Below are 16531 nucleotides of genomic sequence, written 5' to 3'. Positions count from 1 at the left end.
GTCGGGTCAGTCGCCCGCCGGCTGGCCCTTCGGCTTTCCCTTCGGGGCGCTCCGCGGCCTGCCGCCTCGCGTGCCCCGTGCCTTCTGTCCCTCCGGCGCCTCCTCGTCCTCCTCCGGCCGTGCGCTGAACACGTGGGCGGACTTGTCCTCCTGGGCAAGCCGGCGGAGCGCGAGGAGCGCCGGTTCCAGGAGGACCGACACCAGCACGGCACGCTCGGCCTGCTCCAGCAGACCGGACGTGCCGTGCATCTGTTTGATGTCCAACTGGGAAGTCCGGTCGGCCAGTTCGGCGTACGGCAGCAGGGTCTCCCAGTCGATGTCGGAGCCGAGGCCGCTCAGGGCGTCCAGTACGTCGCCGAGCGTGTGGATCGCGGCCGTGTGGTTCGCGACGTCCCACCCCATCTCGGAGACGAGTCTGCGCGCGTCCATGACGCCCTCGGTCTCCCGCTCCGCCGCCTCGGCCTCCTGCTCCTGCTTCTTCTTCAGGGCGGCCGGGCGTGCCTCCGTCACGATGCCGAAGATCTGGTGCAGATCGCCCTCCTCCGTGATGGCGCCCAGGATCTCGCGCACCGAGTTGACCGGCAGCTTTCTCACCCCGATCAGGACGCGGATCAGCCGGAGCCGGTGGAGGTGGTCCTCGCCGTAGGACGCCTGATTGGCCGCAGTAGCGCGCCCGGGGGGAAGCAGTCCGTCGCGCAGGTAGTACTTGATCGCGGGGATGGAGACCCCGCTGCGGCGGCTGAGTTCCGAAATCTTCATCTTGCTCCCACTCACTGGATAACGGATGGCGCTACTGTCTATTATTGTAGTCGTTGGCCTCTTCAGGAAGGTGGGCGCCGTCATGCCGACTCTCGGCTGGATCACCCCGAACCCTGCTCCGCCCCGCACGAACACGTACGTCATGGCTTCCCGCTTCGAAGTGAAGACCCTGGCCGATGTCCCGACGTTCCTCCTCAAATCACTGAGCTCCTGGAGCCAGGTGAAGACCGCTCGCGGGGCGTACGGTGCCTCGCTGATCGCGCAGCCCCTCAAGCGGACGTTCTGGACGCTGTCCGCCTGGGAGGACCGCGACGCCCTGTACGCCTACGCGAAGTCGGACCCGCACGGTGCGGCGATGCGCGCCATGGCGCCGAAGATGAAGTCGTCGACCTTCATCTTCTGGGAGGCGGACACCGCGACGCTGCCGATCGACTGGGACGACGCCAAGCGCCGCCTGGCCGAGAAGGCGCGCCAGGACGCCGCCCGCGGCGGCGGTGACCACCGGGCCTGACGGCCCGGTCACCCCCTTGTCCGGCCGGGGGCTCACCACCCCCGGAGCCCCCGGCCCTCCTCCCCCCACCCCCGAGCCGCGCTCCGCCGGGACGCTGTTCGTCCCCCGTCGGCGCTCCCGGCGGAGCGCGCCCCACTCTTCGCTCGTTCTCTTGTTCGACCCCCTGTGTGTTCGATCCCGGCGTCCGCCGGATGGAGGCAATTGTCATGAGCACAATCAGAAGCGGCGAGGGGGGCGGGACGGCCCCGCGTCTCGCCCCCGACTCACGGCAGGGCCGTTTCCCCCTCTGGGTGACGATCCTCGCGTGCAGCCTGCCCATGTTCATGGTGGCGCTGGACAACCTGGTCGTCTCCACGGCCCTGCGCTCCATGGCCGTGGACCTTCAGGCCTCCACCACGGACCTGCAGTGGTTCGTCAACGCGTACGTGCTCAGCTTCGCCTGTCTGCTGCTGACCGGCGCGGCCCTGGGGGACCGGTTCGGCCGGCGCCGGATCTTCGTCCTCGGCATCGCCGTCTTCACGCTCTCGTCCATCGCCTGCGGCCTCGCCGACACCAGTGACCAGCTCATCCTGGCGCGCGCGCTCCAGGGGCTCGGTGCCGCGGCCGTCATGCCGCTCTCCCTCACGCTCCTGGCGGAGGAGGTGCCCGACCGGAAGCGGAACCTCGCCCTCGGTCTGTGGTCGGCCGTCAGCGGCATGGCCGTGGCCCTCGGCCCGGTCGTCGGCGGCGCGGTCGTGGACGGTCTCGACTGGCAGTGGATCTTCTGGATCAACGTCCCGGTCTGTCTCGTCGCCATTCCGCTGGTCTTCGTCGTCCTCGGCGAGAGTTCCGTGCCCGCGTCCCGGCTCGACCTGCCCGGCATGCTCCTCGTCACGGCCGGACTCGTCTCCGTCGTCTGGGCGATCGTCAACGGCGAGTCGGAGGGCTGGAGTTCGGCCGTCATCATCGCGGCCTTCGCGGCCGGCGCCGTCCTGCTGGTCCTCTTCGTCCTCTGGGAGCGACGCGCACGGCAGCCCCTGCTGCCGCTGTCCTTCTACCGCAAGCGGGCCTTCGTCTTCTCCAACCTGGTCTCCGCCAGCATGTACTTCGGCGTTTTCGGATCAATCTTCCTGCTGGCCCAGTTCTTCCAGATGGCGCCGGTCCGGACCCCTCTGGAAGCCGGTCTGCTCACCCTGGCCTGGACCCTGATGCCGATGTTCGTGGCGCCGGTGGCCGGTGCGCTGACCGACCGTCTCGGCGGCGGCCGTCTGATGGCGGCGGGCCTGCTCCTGCAGGGCATCGGCCTCGCCTGGATCGACCTGGTGGCCACCTCGGACACCCCGTACTCCCGCATGGTGGGCGCCATGATCGTCGCCGGTTTCGGTATGGGCCTCGTCTTCGCGCCGACCGCCGCGGTGGTGCTGGCCTCGGTCGGACCGCAGAACCGAGGCAAGGCCTCCGGTGCCAACAACACCGTCCGCGAGATCGGCGGCGCCCTCGGCACCGCCATCCTCAGCAGTGTCTTCGTCCACTACGGAAGCGACCGCACCGCCGAGGACTTCGTCGAAGGCATGCGCCCCGCGATCTGGATCGGCGTCGCCGTCGTCCTGCTGGGAGCGCTCTGCGCCCTCGCCATTCCACGGCACGCCGCCTCGTCCTCCGGTGAGGAGGACGACCCCGTCGCCGAACGAGAGCGCACCTCGGTAACTCCCTGAGATTTCAGCCGCCGTTCCCACAGGGAACGGCGGTTCGGTGCTGAAATCCCCCTGCGGGATCTGTGGACCGTGTCGATGAGGCAGAGGAAAGAGGACCTGTGATGGGAATGTGGGCGGAACACCGCGACAGAGCCGCACAGCACGGCTTCATCCAGGTCATGGCACTGCTGGGGGCGAGCTTCATCACCCTCGAAGTGATCGTCTACAGCGCCGTCGGAGGGCGGGCCGGGTTAGGTCACTCGGGCGTGGTCCTCCTCCTCGTCGTCGCGCAACTGGCCCTCCAGGCCTGTGTCATCGCCGCGCGGCCCGTCGAGCCCGGCTTCGGCCCGTCCCGCGGGGCGCTTCTCGCCCTCGTCGCCCAGCTCGCCGTCGTGCTGCTGGCCACCGAACTCTTCCACGAGGCCTGCGGCATCCTGGCCGGCTCGCTCTCGGGCTCGCTCCCGCTCATCCTGCGCGCCCGTTACGCGTGGCCGCTCTTCTGCCTCGTCATCGCCCTGGTGTCGATGCTCTGCACCAGGGATGCGGAATCGCTGTCCCAGGCGTTGCCGCACCTGCTGCTCATGGCCGGTGCGATCGTCGTCGTCGGCCTCATGTCCTACACCCTCACCCAGGCCGTCCTCCTCATCCACCGCACCCGCTGCTCCCGCAACAGCATCGCCAAGGCCGTCGCCGAGAGCGAGCAGAACCGCCTCGCACGTGACCTGCACGACCTCCTCGGGCACACCTTCTCGGCCGTCGCCATGCGCGCCGAGCTGGTGAACCGGAGCTTCAAGGTCTCCCCGGAACGGGCGGCCACCGAGGCCGAGGAGCTGGTACGCACCTCCCGGCAGGCCATGGCCGAGTTCCGGATGGCGGTACGCGGATACCAGGGTGTGTCCCTCGCCGCCGAGGTGCCGACGGCCGCCTCACTGCTGCGCGCCATGAACATCGGGGTCACCCTCCGCATCGACGCGCTGCCCGAGGGGGAGGACGTCTCCCTCGCCCTCGCGGCCGTCCTGCGCGAATCCGTCACCAACGTGCTGCGGCACAGCAAGGCGTCGCACTGCACCATCGCGCTGACGCGCGGGCTCAAGGGCGTACGTCTGGAGGTCTCCAACGACGGGGCCGCCGCATCCGCCTCCCGGCTCTGCGGCACCGCGCCGGGCAACGGCGGCGCCGGGCTCGGCAACCTCGGCCAGCGGGTGAGCGCACTCGGCGGCTCCTTCCACACCGAGATCCGGCCCGGCGGTGTCTTCCGGGTGGTGGCGGAGATCCCGGCCCGGGCGGTCGCCGCCCCGCACGGCTCCGACGACGGCACGCCGGTCGTTCACGCCCCTGCCATCCGGGGTTCCGACATCCGCCGTTGGGCCGCACGCATCGCGGTTCCCGCCGCCGCCGGAAAGTGAACCTTCGGGGCCCACATCACCGACCCGCGTAGTTAACGCCATGACGCACACGAATGTGCGAAACTCGCCCCCTGGTATGGCCGGGTCGGGGACATCGCGGGGGTGTGTGCGTGATACGTGTGCTCTTGGCAGAGGACGTACAGATGGTGAGAGAGGCCTTGGCCTCGCTCCTCGAACTGGAGGACGACGTTCAGGTCGTCGGGGAGGTCGGCAACGGGGTGGACCTCCTCGCCGTCGCCGAGAAGACAAGGCCCGACATCGCGATCCTGGACGTCAACATGCCCGGCCTCGACGGGCTCACCGGAGCGGAGCGGCTGCGCGAGCAGCTCTCCGGATGCCGGATCCTCGTCCTCACGGTGCTCGACGCGCCGAACGTCGTACGCCGCGCGCAGGACATCCGTGTGGACGGATACATGGTCAAGAACGCACCTGCCGAGCAGCTCGTCCACGCCGTCAGGCGGGTCATGGCCGGCGAACGGGTGATCACCCCGGAGCTGGCCCTCGCCGCCTGGGAGGGCGAACCGAGCCCCCTGACGGCCCGCGAGGCCGATGTGCTCCGGCTGGTCGCCGCCGGTGCGGAATCGGCCGAGATCGCCGAGCTCCTCCACCTGTCGCCCGGCACCGTTCGCAACTACCTCACGGCCGTTGTCGCCAAGCTGGACGCGCGTAACCGCACCGACGCCGTGCGGATCGCCCGAGACGCCGGGTGGCTCCTCAACAGCTGAAAACGGACGCCCCGAGAGCACCCGCCACACCGGAGAAACGGCCGGAAGGCGCGCGCGACCGGGGCGTCAGTGGCACGTCAGCGAGTTCTGCGAAGGTACCGGCGCTCAGTTGGACCCAACAGACAGCTCCGTGAGAGGAGCGTTCGCGACGTGCGACGCATCAGTCTCCGACGGCCGGGCGGAACACCCCGCCTGGCCGCGTGCCTCACCGCGGTCGGCGTGGTCGCCGCCCTGCTGACGACCTCGGGAGGCGCCGCCGCGTCCCCCGAGCCCGAGCGGGTGACCTCGAAGTTCACCGCCACCGACGGTGTGACCTACACGGCCACCAACCACATGCTGCCCGCAGCCCAGGGCCGCGGCCGGGAATGGCTCCTGACCTGGGCGGGCTCCGCCGACCCCGCCAAGCCGGACTTCCTCGCGGTGGTCGACGCGACCCGCAACTCGCCGACGTACGGCGAAGTGGTCAACACCGTCACCATCGGCCCCGGTCTCGGCAACGAGGCCCACCACATGCAGTACGTGTGGCACAAGGGCGACCGGCTCTTCGCCGGCGCGCTGCTCCAGGACACGGTCTTCGTCTTCGACACGAGCAAGCTGCCCGCACTGGAGCTGGCCGGTGTCAACTCGACCGTCGACACGCCGTGCGGCACCGCTCCCGACGCCTTCCAGGTGCTCCGTGACGGCACCGCGTACGCCAGCTACCTCGGCGGACCGGACGTCCCCGGCCCCTGCACGTACACCAACGGCGAGGTCCGCGAGGGCAACGGCGCGGCCGGCTCGCCCGGTCAGATCGTGCGGATGGACAAGAACGGCAAGACCCTCGCCGAGATCCCGGCCGCGCTGGCCGAGGGCGAGGACCCGAAGCAGTGCGGCAACGTGCCCGCGCTCAAGAAGGCCACCTGTGCCAACCCGCACGGGATCATGGTCAACGAAGAGAAGAACATCATGGTGGCGAGCGACTTCGTCGAGGCCCGCCACTTCCTGAGCCCGAAGCTGCCGGACCAGGCCAGCCTCGCGCGCCAGACGGTACGCGTCTGGGACATCAAGGACCGCCAGAACCCGAAGCTGCTCTCCGTCAGCAAGATGCCCGACGGTCCGCGCGCCGGCCTGGAGAAGTCCGAGATGTGGCACGAGTCGCGGGTCGTCATGGAGCCCGCGCTCCCCCACAAGAAGAAGCACAAGGGAGCGTTCGCCTCCTCCATGCTCGGTGGCGCGATCTTCTACGCCCCCGACGTGACCGTGCCCAACCCGAAGTGGCGCGAGGTCTTCGACGACACCACGGCGTACCGCGCCGCGGGCGCGCCGAAGGACGTCACGGGTGGTGGCGACGCGGGAAGCTGGCTGATGGTCAGCCCCGACGACCGCTACCTGTTCCACACGGTGATGGGTCAGTCGACCGCGTACGGCAAGCCGCTCGACAGGACCACCGGCATGCTCTACGTCCTCGACATCCGGAAGCTGCTGGCCGCGGGTGACAACCCCAAGTGCAACATCGACCGGCTGAAGGAGGTCTACCGGGGCGGCCTGGAGAAGGACTGCCCGGCCGTCACCTCCGCCATGCCCATCCGCGACACCACGGACGGCGGCCCGCACTGGGGCGCGATGGACAACTTCGAGCAGACGTACGGCGGCAAGTTCCGTGAGACCAAGCACATCCGCCGTCTCGCCACCTCGAACTACTTCATCGCCGGCTCCTTCAGCGGCGGCGGCAACCACGAGGTCTGCATGTACGACCTCGACCGCAAGGGCAAGCTGAAGCAGGACAGGTCGTTCCGCGACGAGCGGAGCGGTAAGCCCTGTGTCGACTTCGACCGGACCTCCTGGCCGCACGGCGAGACCGGTCCCGCCCGCCCGCACGGCATTCTGTTCACCGTCAGTGACAGCGTCCTGAAGTGACCGGATCCATCGGTACCCAGGTGACCGCGGCCCTTCCCCCGGGCCGCGGTCACCTGGCCGCGCTGGACGGGGCGGCGCCGGGGGAGACCCTGGTGCCGATCGCCGTCGCGTCCGTCATCGGCATCGTCGTGGTGCTGGTCATGGCGCGGCGGAACCTGCTGCCCCGCAGATACCTCGGCGTCTCGTTCACCGTCTTCGCCATGGCGCTCGGTCTCGTGGCCGTCGCCGCGCTCGGGTCGGGGGACGGGGACCGGGGAACACTCGCCGCCCAGGACACCCTCGCCGCGCAGGAGCAGACCCCGCCCGGCACTCCCGTCCTGCGGACCCTCGCCCTGGGAGGCAAGAAGGTCGGCGTCCTCGTCGTGCCCGGACGGCCCGGTCCCAACCTGGTCGCCGTCGGAGCCGAGAACGCACAGGCCGGCACCACCGCCGCCACCCTGCGGCCGGGCGAACGGCGGCCGGGCAGCGCCCAGTCCTGGATACCGGTGGACCTCCCCGAGGGCCGCAGCACCCTGCGGATCTCCGCGGGCGGCGCCGCCGGCGAGCTTCCCGTCGACACCGGCACCGCGGCCCAGGCTCCGCTCGCCGCCCTCGCCTCCGCCGACGGAGCGGAGTGCGCGGAGGCCGCCCTCGGCGCCCTCGTCGCAGGCGACAGCGCCCCGCTCACCGCCTGCCCCTCCGACCGGCTCGCCGAACGGGACGCCACCGCGCTGCGCGCCACCGTCCACTTCCTCGCCGGCCGCGGCACCCGTTCCGTCGGCCTCGTCTCCGACGACTCGGAACGCGGCCGGGCCGCGGCAGCCACGGTCCGCGCGGCCGCCGCACGCGAGGGCATCGACGTCACCGCGCCCGGCCGCACCACCCAGCCCCTGATCGTCACCACCGGCTGGCCCGGCGCGACGGACGCGACCCTCGCCGTCGAGAGCGGCCGGACCCTCGCCCAGGGCGTCTACCTCGCCCCCTGGCTGCTCGCCCGGTCCGTCATCACACCCGGCGCGGGCCAGTTGATCCCGCTGCGGTACACACCCCGGCGGGCCGAGGCCATGGAGTACGTCAAGGCCCTCACGGCCCGGATGCCCGGCGCGTACCCGACGGGCGGCGGCTACGAGGCCTGGCAGCGCGTACGGGACGAGAAGCCCGAACCGGCACCACGGCTCTTCGCGGTCTCCGTCGCGTACGTACCCGGAGGCATGGTCTCCGCGGACGGCAGCGGCCAGAGCGTCGGGCACCACCACGGCGGTGACGAGACGGCGGACTGGCTGCCCTCGGGAATGATCTCGCCGATCAGTGGCCCCCTGAAGGAGAGGACCAACGATGACCCGGGAGCGTAAACGCGACGAGGGCCAGTGGGCGCTCGGTTCGCGGGAACCGCTGAACGACAACGAGCGCTTCAAGGCGGTCGAGGATCCGCTGCTGGTGCGCGAGCGCGTCGAGCAGATCTACGCGCGCGAGGGCTTCGCCTCCATCCCCTCCGAGGACCTGCGCGGCCGGCTCCGCTGGTGGGGCCTCTACACCCAGCGCCGCCCCGGCATCGACGGCGGGCGCACCGCGACCCTGGCACCGGAGGAGCTCGAGGACGAGCACTTCATGCTGCGGGTACGGGTCGACGGCGGGGAACTGTCCGTGGCCCAACTGCGGGAGATCGCCGCGCTCTCCACCGAGTTCGCGCGGGACACCGCCGACATCACCGACCGCCAGAACATCCAGTTCCACTGGATCCGGATCGAGGACGTCCCCGAGATCTGGCGCCGCCTGGAGGCCGTGGGGCTGTCCACGACCGAGGCCTGCGGCGACTGCCCCCGTGTCGTGCTCGGGAGCCCCGTCGCCGGGATCAGCCCCGACGAGGTCCTGGACGCCACGTCGGCCATCCGCGAGATCGTCGACCGGCACGTCGGGGACCCCTCGCTGTCCAACCTGCCCCGCAAGTTCAAGTCCGCGGTCAGCTGGCTGCCGGACGTGCCGTTCCAGATCCACGACATCGCCTTCCTCGGGGTGGAGCATCCCGTGCACGGTCCGGGATTCGACCTCTGGGTGGGCGGCGGACTCTCCACGTCCCCCCGGCTCGCCGAACGCCCCGGTGCGTGGGTGCCGCTGGCGGAGGTGCCCGAGGTCTGGGCGGCCGTCGCCGGACTCTTCCGCGACTACGGCTACCGCCGGCTGCGCAACCGGGCCCGGCTGAAGTACCTCATCGCCGACTGGGGCGTGGAGAGGTTCCGCGAGGTCCTGGAGACCGAGTACCTCGGCCGGCCGCTCGTCGACGGCCCCGAGCCGGTCCTTCCGACGGCTCCGGTCGACCACGTCGGCGTCCACGAGCAGCGGGACGGGCGGTACTACGTCGGTGCGGCGCCCGTCGTCGGACGTGTCTCGGGCACCAAGCTCGCCCGGCTCGCCGACATCGTCGAGGCCCACGGCTCCGGCCGGATCCGTCTGACGCCCTATCAGAAGCTGCTCGTCCTGGACGTGGTGGACCCCGAGCCGCTCGTCCGCGACCTGGAGGCGATCGACCTGATCGTCAACCCCTCGCGCTGGCGCCGCTCCACGATGGCCTGCACCGGCCTGGAGTACTGCAAGCTCGCCATCGTCGAGACGAAGGACCGCGCCGCCGAGCTCGTCGCCGAACTCGAACGGCGGCTCGCGGGCCAGGACACGGACATCACCGTCAACATCAACGGCTGCCCCAACGCCTGCGCCCGCACCCAGGTCGCCGACATCGGCCTCAAGGGCCAGATCGTCGTCGGCGCCGACGGCAACCAGGTCGAGGGCTTCCAGGTCCACCTGGGCGGCGGTCTCTCCCTCGCCAAGAACGACGAGGCGGCTCTCGGCCACAAGCCCCGGGGCCTGAAGGTGGCCGCGACGGACCTGCCCGACTTCGTCGAGAACCTCGCCCGCGGCTACCAGGAAGGCCGTACGGACGAGTCGGAGACCTTCGCCCAATGGGCGGTCCGCACCCACACGGGCCAGGACTGACACACTCGCTGCTTCCCCCGAGGTGCCCGCGTCCCACCGCCGAGGTGGACCGCGGGCACCTTTGTCGCCCCTGCCCGCCCTGGACGACACCACGCCGGCCCCGCCGAGCCCGGCCGGCGACGAGTGGCACCAGCCGCTCATCCTCCGCGCGGTGAACGGAGGACTCATCCCGTGAACGTGCCGGCGTGCCCGTGACAGCGGCGTCGGCGTGTGGGCCCGGCCGGTGGTGGCCGGGCTCCCGGACGCGGTACGCCGAAGACCCCCGTGCTCCCTCCTCACGAAGGGGCACGGGGGTCTTCGGCGTCCCCACACAGGTGGGCCGGAGGCGGACGCGGGCCGCACGGTGCATCCGGTGCACCGCGGCTCCCGCGCCGTGTATGAGGCACCGAGCCCGCCTCCGGGCTCAAGGGCGGCCCGGCCCGTCAGGCCAGGCCGCGGTTGCGGAGCACGCGGCGCTCCAGGGGACTGAAGACCAGGAGGTCGATCAGCACGCCGACCGCCAGGATGAGCAGGATGCCGAGGAAGACGCCCGGCATGTCGATGTTCTCGCGGGAGTTCTCCAGGTAGCGGCCGAGGCCGATGCCCAGCTCCGGGGAGGACGCGATGAGTTCGGTCGCCATGAGGGAGCGCCAGGAGAAGGCCCAGCCCTGCTTGAGCCCCGCCGTGTAGCCCGGCAGGGACGCCGGCAGCAGGATGTGGCGGGCGCCCTTCAGCCCGGTCGCGCCGATGACGCGTCCGGCACGGAGGTACAGCGGGGGCACCTGGTCGATGCCGGAGACCAGACCGATGGCGATCGAGGGGACCGCGCCGAGCAGGATGACCGTGTACATGGCGCCGTCGGTGAGGCCGAACCAGATGACGGCCGCGGGTACCCAGGCCACCGACGGCAGCGACTGCAGTCCGGACAGCACGGGCCGGACGGCCGCCCGGACCAGCGCCACCCGGGCGACGAGCAGGCCCAGCGGCGTACCGATGGCCACGGAGGCCAGGAAGCCGAGGAGGCCGCGCTCCAGGCTGGTCCAGATGATGTCGAACAGCGTGCCGCGCAGCCAGAGCGTACGCAGGCTCTCCCAGATCGCCGCGGGACTCGGCAGGCGGTCCTCGGACACCAGATCGCTGAGGTGCAGCGTCTGCCAGACCGTCAGGACGAGGACGATGCCGAGCAGCGGCGGCGCCACCGTCCGTCTCAGGATCCTTCCGACGGAGTCGCGGCGTTCGGGCTTGGTCTCCAGGGAGTCCAGGCCCGCCTCCAGCCGGACGAGATCGGTGTCGTCGCGTCCTCCGGCCTCCGCCGCGCGGGCCTCAGTCTCGGGCATGGCGCCGGATCTCCTCGCGCAGCTGGTCGGTGATCTCCACGGACAGCGTGGCCACGTCCGGGTCTTCGGGGCGGCGCGGCTGCGGCAGGTCGATCTTCCACTCGTGGGCGACCCGGCCGGGCCGGCAGGACATGAGCAGGATGCGCTGGGCGAGCCGGACCGCCTCGCGCACGTTGTGGGTGACGAAGACGACGGAGACCCCGGTGCTCTCCCAGATCCGGGTCAGCTCCTCGTGCAGGACGTCGCGGGTGATGGCGTCGAGCGCGGCGAACGGCTCGTCCATCAGCAGCACCTGGGAGTCCTGCGCCAGGGCGCGGGCCAGCGCGACACGCTGCCGCATGCCGCCGGACAGCTCGTGGGGCCGCTTGGCGTACGCGTCCTGGAGCCTCACCAGGCTGAGGAGTTCCTCGGCGCGGGTCCGGCGTTCGGCCTTGGGGACCCCCCGCAGCCGGAGGACCAGTTCGATGTTCCTGCCGGCCGTCAGCCAGGGGAAGAGCGCGTGCTCCTGGAACATCAGGGCGGGCCGGCCGGAGGGCACCTCGATCACGCCCGAGGACGGCTGGTCGAGGCCCGCGATCGCATTGAGCAGGGTGGACTTGCCGCACCCGGAGGAGCCGAGCAGGCAGACGAACTCGCCGGGCTGGACGTCGATGTTGATGTCCTGCAGCACCGTCTGCACGCCCTCGGCACGGCGGAACGTCTTGTGGACCCCCGCCACGCGCACGGCGGGCACGCGGGGCGCGAGGGAGGCCGCACCGGGATCGGCGACCTGTTCCGTGGTCATTGTCGGATGCACTCGAGTCAACTCCTGGGTGCAGTGCAGGACGGGCGGACGGCAGACATGACGTCGTCCCTCATGGCGTGCCGAGCCCGGCGTCGTCGACCGGGGGCCGGCCCGCGGCCTCGCGTACCCGGTTCAGGGGGCCGAGGTCGTAGATGCCGCGCAGCACGGGGCGGTCGAGGAGGCCCGCCGCGGTGGCGCGGGCGGCCTGGGCGTCGAGCGTGGCGGCCAGCGGGTCGTCGGTGAACGTGAGGGAGGGCCAGGCCGACTCGATGATCTCGGCGGGCAGCGGCTTCCCCGTCAGTTCGCGCAGTGCCTCGTTGACGGACCGTCTGGCCTGCTCGGGCTCCGCCGCGATCCACGCGTTGGCGGCCGCGGCTCCCTCGACGACCGCCTCGACGACGTCGGGGTGCCGGTCGAGGAAGCGCTGCGACACGATGAGATGGGTGGTCACGAACCGCCGGTCGGGCCAGAGGTCCGCCTCCTCGACGAGGACCCGCGCTCCCTGGGCGACCAGCAGCGAGGCGGTCGGCTCGGGCACCCACGCCCCGTCGATGGAACCGGACTTGTAGGCGTTGGGCGTCATCCTGGTGTCGGTACGGACGACGGACACGTCGCCGCGCCCCGACAGCGGGTCCACCTTCCAGCCCTGCTCGGCGATCCAGTGCAGCAGGGCCACGTCCTGGGTGTTGCCGAGCTGGGGGCTCGCGATCCGCTTGCCCCTGACATCGGCCGGCGTACGGATCCTCTTCGGGTCGACGACCAGCTTCACGCCGCCGGACGCGGCCCCCGCGACGATGCGCAGGCCCTTGCCGCCGAGCTTGGTGTAGCCGTTGACCGCAGGTGAAGGGCCGACCCACGCGAGGTCGACCGAATCGGCGTTGAGCGCCTCGATGACGGTGGGCCCGGCGTTGAACGTCGCCGTCGACAGCTTCGTACCGCCGAGTTCCTTCTGGATCATGCCCTCACGCACGCCGACCAGAGCGGTGGCGTGCGTGAGGTTGGGGAAGTAGCCGACCCGCACCTCCGAGGCGGAGAGCGGGGCGCCCGTCGGCACCACCCTCCCGGTGGTGCCGACGCGCTGCGAACCGTAGCCGCACGCGCTGAGCGTGGCGCAGAGCGCGAGCCCCGCGAGGACGGCGCCGAGCCGGCGGAGCTGCCTCATGCGCCGGTCTCCCACGGGGCCCCGGTCACGAACGAGTCGCCCGCCATGCCCGCCGTCAGCGTGGTCCCGTCGGCCGGATCGATCAGCAGAAACGATCCGGTGCGGCGGGAGACCGCGTACGGGTCGAGGGCGAGCGGAGCGGCCGTACGGATCCGGACGCGGCCGATGTCGTTGGCCGTCAGCCGCTCGGGGGAGCCGTGCTGGGACAGCGGATCGAGCGTCACCCGGCTGACGAGTTCCTTCACGACCGCCTGCACGGTGCGCGTGGTGTGCTTGAGCAGCACCCGCTGGCCCGGGACGAGCGGCCGGTCGGCGAGGTGGCAGACCGTGGCCTCGATGTCCTGCGAGGGCGTGGGTGCCTGGTCGGAGGGGACCAGGAGGTCCCCGCGCGACATGTCGACGTCGTCCGCGAGCAGCACGGTCACGGACTGCGGCGCACGGGCCGTCCGCACCGGCTGCCCCAGCAGGTCGATGGCGCTGATCACCGACGTACGGCCGGAGGGCAGCGTCGTGACCTCCTGGCCGACGTGCAGCGATCCGGACGAGATCATGCCCGCGTAGCCCCGGTAGTCGGGGTCCTCGGCCGTCTGCGGACGGATGACGTACTGCACGGGCAGACGGGCGGGCGCCCCGACGGGCTCCGAACTCACCTGGACGGTCTCCAGGTGCTCCAGGACCGTCGGCCCGCCGTACCAGTCCATGCTCGCCGACGGACCGACCACGTTGTCGCCGTTGAGGGCCGACACCGGGATCGCGGTCACCTCGGGGACGCCGAGCCCCCTCGCGTACGCGATGAAGTCGTCCGCGATGCCCGCGAACACGGTCTCGGCGTGGCCGACCAGGTCCATCTTGTTCACGGCCAGGACCACGTGCGGCACCCGCAGCAGCGCGGCCACCGCCGCGTGCCGGCGGGTCTGCTCCACGACCCCCTGCCGCGCGTCCACCAGGATGATGACCAGCTCGGCGGTGGAGGCCCCGGTGACCATGTTCCGGGTGTACTGCACGTGTCCCGGGGTGTCGGCCAGGATGAAGCTGCGGTTCCCCGTCGTGAAGTAGCGGTAGGCCACGTCGATGGTGATGCCCTGCTCGCGTTCGGCCCGCAGGCCGTCCGTGAGCAGCGCCAGGTCAGGCGTCTCCTGGCCCCGGGCCAGCGACGCCCGCTCCACGGCCTCCAGCTGGTCGGCGAGCAGCGACTTCGAGTCGTGGAGCATCCTGCCGACCAGCGTGGACTTGCCGTCGTCGACGGAGCCGGCCGTGGCGAAGCGCAGCAGGCTGGAGTGGTGCTCGGTTCCGCTGGGGCTCGTCGGCATGATCGGCATCAGAAGTATCCCTCGCGCTTGCGGTCTTCCATGGCGGCCTCCGACATACGGTCGTCGGCCCGGGTGGCGCCCCGCTCCGTGAGCCGGGAGGCGGCGATCTCCTCGATGACGGCCTCGGGGTCGGCGGCGGACGAGTCGACGGCGCCGGTGCAGGACATGTCGCCGACGGTGCGGTAGCGCACCGTGCGGACCTCCAGGGGCTCGCCGTCCTTCGGGCCGCCCCAGTCGCCCGGGGTCAGCCACATGTTGTCCCGCAGGAAGACCTCGCGCCGGTGCGCGTAGTAGATCGACGGGACCTCGATGTCGTGGCGGGCGATGTACTGCCACACGTCCAGCTCGGTCCAGTTGGAGAGCGGGAAGACCCGCACGTGCTCGCCGGCGGCGTGCCGGCCGTTGTACAGCTGCCACAGCTCGGGACGCTGTCGGCGAGGGTCCCAGCCGCCGAACTCGTCGCGCAGACTGAACACCCGCTCCTTGGCGCGGGCCTTCTCCTCGTCCCGCCGTCCGCCGCCGAACACCGCGTCGAAGCGGTGTGTTCGGATGGCCTCGACGAGCGGCACGGTCTGCAGGGGGTTGCGCGTGCCGTCAGGCCGCTCGCGCAGTTCCCCGCTGTCGATGAGTTCCTGTACGGACGCCACGTGCAGCCGCAGTCCGTGCCGGGCGACGGTGCGGTCGCGGTAGTCGAGCACCTCGGGGAAGTTGTGCCCGGTGTCGACGTGGAGGAGCGAGAACGGCACCGAAGCGGGGGCGAAGGCCTTCAGCGCCAGATGGAGCATGACGATGGAGTCCTTGCCGCCCGAGAAGAGGATGACGGGGCGCTCGAACTCGCCCGCCACCTCGCGGAAGATGTGCACCGCCTCGGATTCGAGCGCCTCCAGATGCCGCAGAGGTATGTCTGTCTCGGTCGTCATGTGTGGATCCCGCATTCCGTCTTGGCGCTCCCCGCCCACCGGCCCGCCCGGGCGTCTTCGCCCGGGAGCAGGCGCCGGGTGCAGGGGGCGCAGCCCACTGAGCCGTAGCCGTCCGAGAGCAACGGGTTGACCAGCACCCCGTGCTCGGCGATGTACGTGTCCACGTCCTCGCGCGACCACCGTGCGATCGGGGAGATCTTCACCTTCCCGCGCGCCTCGTCCCAGCCGACGACCGGCGTCGTGGCGCGCTCCGGCGAGTCGAACCGGCGAAGCCCCGTGACCCAGGCGCGGTACGGGGCGAGCCCCTCCTCGAGCGGCCGGGTCTTGCGCAGACTGCAGCACAGGTCGGGGTCCCGGCGGTGCAGTTCGGGACCGTACTCCGCGTCCTGCTCGGCCACCGTCTGGCGGGGGAGCAGGGTGATCATCCTGACGTCGCCGACCGCCTCCAGGGCGTCCCGCGTCCCGATGGTCTCGGGGAAGTGGTAGCCGGTGTCGAGGAACACGACGTCCACTCCGGGCAGTACGCGCGCGGCGAGGTGGGCCACGACGGCGTCCTCCATCGAGGAGGTGACGCACATGCTGGAACCGAAGGTGTCGGCGGCCCAGCGCAGGATGTCCAGTGCCGGGGCCTCTTCCAGCTCCCGCCCGGCCCGGGTGGCGAGTTCTCTGATTTCGTTCATCCGAAGTCCTCTCGATGTCTCTTCGCGTGAGCGCCGAGAAATGACAGGGAAAGAGCGCGTTGCACCCACCTGATTGCCGAACGGCAGGCGCAGGCTAACGGGGCCGCCGTACACGACGCTGACGAGGCGCTGACCCGGGAGCGGTACGGGTGGGTCGGTCAGGTGGTACGGGGCGACGCTCAGGAGCCCGTCAGCGCACGGTAAGCGGCACCTGTCACGATCGGCCGCACAAGGCGCCGACGAGGGCATGGGATTGAGGGTGCGGAGATGAAGTCCGAGACAGGGACGAGCACGCGCACGCGCTGGGAGGAGCTGGGGAAAGAGGTCCGCCGGCTCGATCGGGTGATCATCCGGTTCGCGGGTGATTCCGGTGACGGTATGCAGCTCACGGGTGACCGGTTCACGTCGGAGACGGCGTCGTT

14 protein-coding genes are annotated in these 16531 nt (G+C 71.1%); 7 read left to right on the top strand and 7 right to left on the bottom strand.

Translation table 11 applies throughout. The features are described 5' to 3' along the window. Positions 1-6: 6 nt before the first annotated feature. Complete coding sequence (locus ACFUJR_RS15815; protein WP_383179594.1) at positions 7-759, bottom strand: MerR family transcriptional regulator; 753 nt, start codon at positions 757-759, stop codon at positions 7-9. Positions 760-841: 82 nt separating this feature from the next. Here ACFUJR_RS15815 and ACFUJR_RS15810 point away from each other — a divergent pair, with 82 nt between their 5' ends. The 7 genes from ACFUJR_RS15810 to ACFUJR_RS15780 all read left to right on the top strand — a co-directional run bounded on the left by ACFUJR_RS15810 (position 842) and on the right by ACFUJR_RS15780 (position 9937). Next, positions 842-1270 carry a DUF3291 domain-containing protein gene (locus ACFUJR_RS15810; protein WP_383179597.1) on the top strand — a complete coding sequence of 143 codons (429 nt, stop codon included), beginning with the start codon at positions 842-844 and terminating at the stop codon, positions 1268-1270. Between the two features lie 206 nt (positions 1271-1476). After that, positions 1477-2964, top strand: coding sequence for an MFS transporter (locus ACFUJR_RS15805; RefSeq protein WP_383179600.1), 1488 nt, complete (start codon positions 1477-1479; stop codon positions 2962-2964). A 101-nt stretch (positions 2965-3065) separates the two neighbouring features. Next, on the top strand, positions 3066-4349 hold the full coding sequence (locus tag ACFUJR_RS15800; protein ID WP_383179603.1) for a sensor histidine kinase: 1284 nt from the start codon (positions 3066-3068) through the stop codon (positions 4347-4349). A 53-nt stretch (positions 4350-4402) separates the two neighbouring features. Then, on the top strand, positions 4403-5074 hold the full coding sequence (locus ACFUJR_RS15795; protein WP_383179607.1) for a response regulator: 672 nt from the start codon (positions 4403-4405) through the stop codon (positions 5072-5074). 150 nt (positions 5075-5224) lie between these two features. Next, positions 5225-6970 carry a hypothetical protein gene (locus tag ACFUJR_RS15790; RefSeq protein WP_383179610.1) on the top strand — a complete coding sequence of 582 codons (1746 nt, stop codon included), beginning with the start codon at positions 5225-5227 and terminating at the stop codon, positions 6968-6970. Then, a complete protein-coding gene (locus ACFUJR_RS15785; RefSeq protein WP_383450444.1) occupies positions 6967-8301 on the top strand; it encodes a hypothetical protein in 1335 nt (444 codons plus the stop codon). The genes ACFUJR_RS15790 and ACFUJR_RS15785 overlap by 4 nt, the downstream gene beginning before the upstream one ends. Next, positions 8285-9937, top strand: coding sequence for a nitrite/sulfite reductase (locus ACFUJR_RS15780; RefSeq protein WP_383179468.1), 1653 nt, complete (start codon positions 8285-8287; stop codon positions 9935-9937). Before ACFUJR_RS15785 ends, ACFUJR_RS15780 begins: the two co-directional genes overlap by 17 nt. 422 nt (positions 9938-10359) lie before the next feature. Here the strand turns inward: ACFUJR_RS15780 and ACFUJR_RS15775 are convergent, their stop codons facing one another. The 6 genes from ACFUJR_RS15775 to ACFUJR_RS15750 all read right to left on the bottom strand — a co-directional run bounded on the left by ACFUJR_RS15775 (position 10360) and on the right by ACFUJR_RS15750 (position 16109). Next, positions 10360-11253 (bottom strand): ABC transporter permease, encoded by an 894-nt coding sequence (locus ACFUJR_RS15775; RefSeq protein ID WP_383179465.1) that lies wholly within the window; start codon positions 11251-11253, stop codon positions 10360-10362. Next, on the bottom strand, positions 11240-12037 hold the full coding sequence (locus ACFUJR_RS15770) for an ABC transporter ATP-binding protein (RefSeq protein ID WP_383179462.1): 798 nt from the start codon (positions 12035-12037) through the stop codon (positions 11240-11242). The genes ACFUJR_RS15775 and ACFUJR_RS15770 overlap by 14 nt, the downstream gene beginning before the upstream one ends. Before the next feature lie 70 nt (positions 12038-12107). Next, a complete protein-coding gene (locus ACFUJR_RS15765; protein WP_383450442.1) occupies positions 12108-13199 on the bottom strand; it encodes an ABC transporter substrate-binding protein in 1092 nt (363 codons plus the stop codon). Beyond that, positions 13196-14518 (bottom strand): sulfate adenylyltransferase subunit 1, encoded by a 1323-nt coding sequence (locus tag ACFUJR_RS15760; protein WP_383179456.1) that lies wholly within the window; start codon positions 14516-14518, stop codon positions 13196-13198. Before ACFUJR_RS15760 ends, ACFUJR_RS15765 begins: the two co-directional genes overlap by 4 nt. After that, positions 14518-15429, bottom strand: coding sequence for a sulfate adenylyltransferase subunit CysD (gene cysD, locus ACFUJR_RS15755; protein ID WP_383179453.1), 912 nt, complete (start codon positions 15427-15429; stop codon positions 14518-14520). The genes ACFUJR_RS15760 and cysD overlap by 1 nt, the downstream gene beginning before the upstream one ends. After that, entirely contained in the window at positions 15426-16109 is a 684-nt protein-coding gene (locus tag ACFUJR_RS15750) for a phosphoadenylyl-sulfate reductase (protein WP_383179449.1), read from the bottom strand. The genes cysD and ACFUJR_RS15750 overlap by 4 nt, the downstream gene beginning before the upstream one ends. Between the last annotated feature and the right edge of the window lie 422 nt (positions 16110-16531).

Source organism: Streptomyces sp. NPDC057271 (assembly GCF_042668715.1).
In the GTDB taxonomy this organism is placed as follows: domain Bacteria; phylum Actinomycetota; class Actinomycetes; order Streptomycetales; family Streptomycetaceae; genus Streptomyces.
This window is presented reverse-complemented; position numbering and strand designations above follow the sequence as displayed.

Coding starts and splice junctions, on each gene's coding strand:
- ACFUJR_RS15815 (WP_383179594.1), bottom strand. CDS start 759: ATGAAGATTTCGGAACTCAGCCGCCGCAGCGGGGTCTCCATCCCCGCG.
- ACFUJR_RS15810 (WP_383179597.1), top strand. CDS start 842: ATGCCGACTCTCGGCTGGATCACCCCGAACCCTGCTCCGCCCCGCACG.
- ACFUJR_RS15805 (WP_383179600.1), top strand. CDS start 1,477: ATGAGCACAATCAGAAGCGGCGAGGGGGGCGGGACGGCCCCGCGTCTC.
- ACFUJR_RS15800 (WP_383179603.1), top strand. CDS start 3,066: ATGGGAATGTGGGCGGAACACCGCGACAGAGCCGCACAGCACGGCTTC.
- ACFUJR_RS15795 (WP_383179607.1), top strand. CDS start 4,403: ATGTGCGAAACTCGCCCCCTGGTATGGCCGGGTCGGGGACATCGCGGG.
- ACFUJR_RS15780 (WP_383179468.1), top strand. CDS start 8,285: ATGACCCGGGAGCGTAAACGCGACGAGGGCCAGTGGGCGCTCGGTTCG.
- ACFUJR_RS15775 (WP_383179465.1), bottom strand. CDS start 11,253: ATGCCCGAGACTGAGGCCCGCGCGGCGGAGGCCGGAGGACGCGACGAC.
- ACFUJR_RS15770 (WP_383179462.1), bottom strand. CDS start 12,037: ATGACCACGGAACAGGTCGCCGATCCCGGTGCGGCCTCCCTCGCGCCC.
- ACFUJR_RS15765 (WP_383450442.1), bottom strand. CDS start 13,199: ATGAGGCAGCTCCGCCGGCTCGGCGCCGTCCTCGCGGGGCTCGCGCTC.
- ACFUJR_RS15760 (WP_383179456.1), bottom strand. CDS start 14,518: ATGCCGATCATGCCGACGAGCCCCAGCGGAACCGAGCACCACTCCAGC.
- cysD (WP_383179453.1), bottom strand. CDS start 15,429: ATGACGACCGAGACAGACATACCTCTGCGGCATCTGGAGGCGCTCGAA.
- ACFUJR_RS15750 (WP_383179449.1), bottom strand. CDS start 16,109: ATGAACGAAATCAGAGAACTCGCCACCCGGGCCGGGCGGGAGCTGGAA.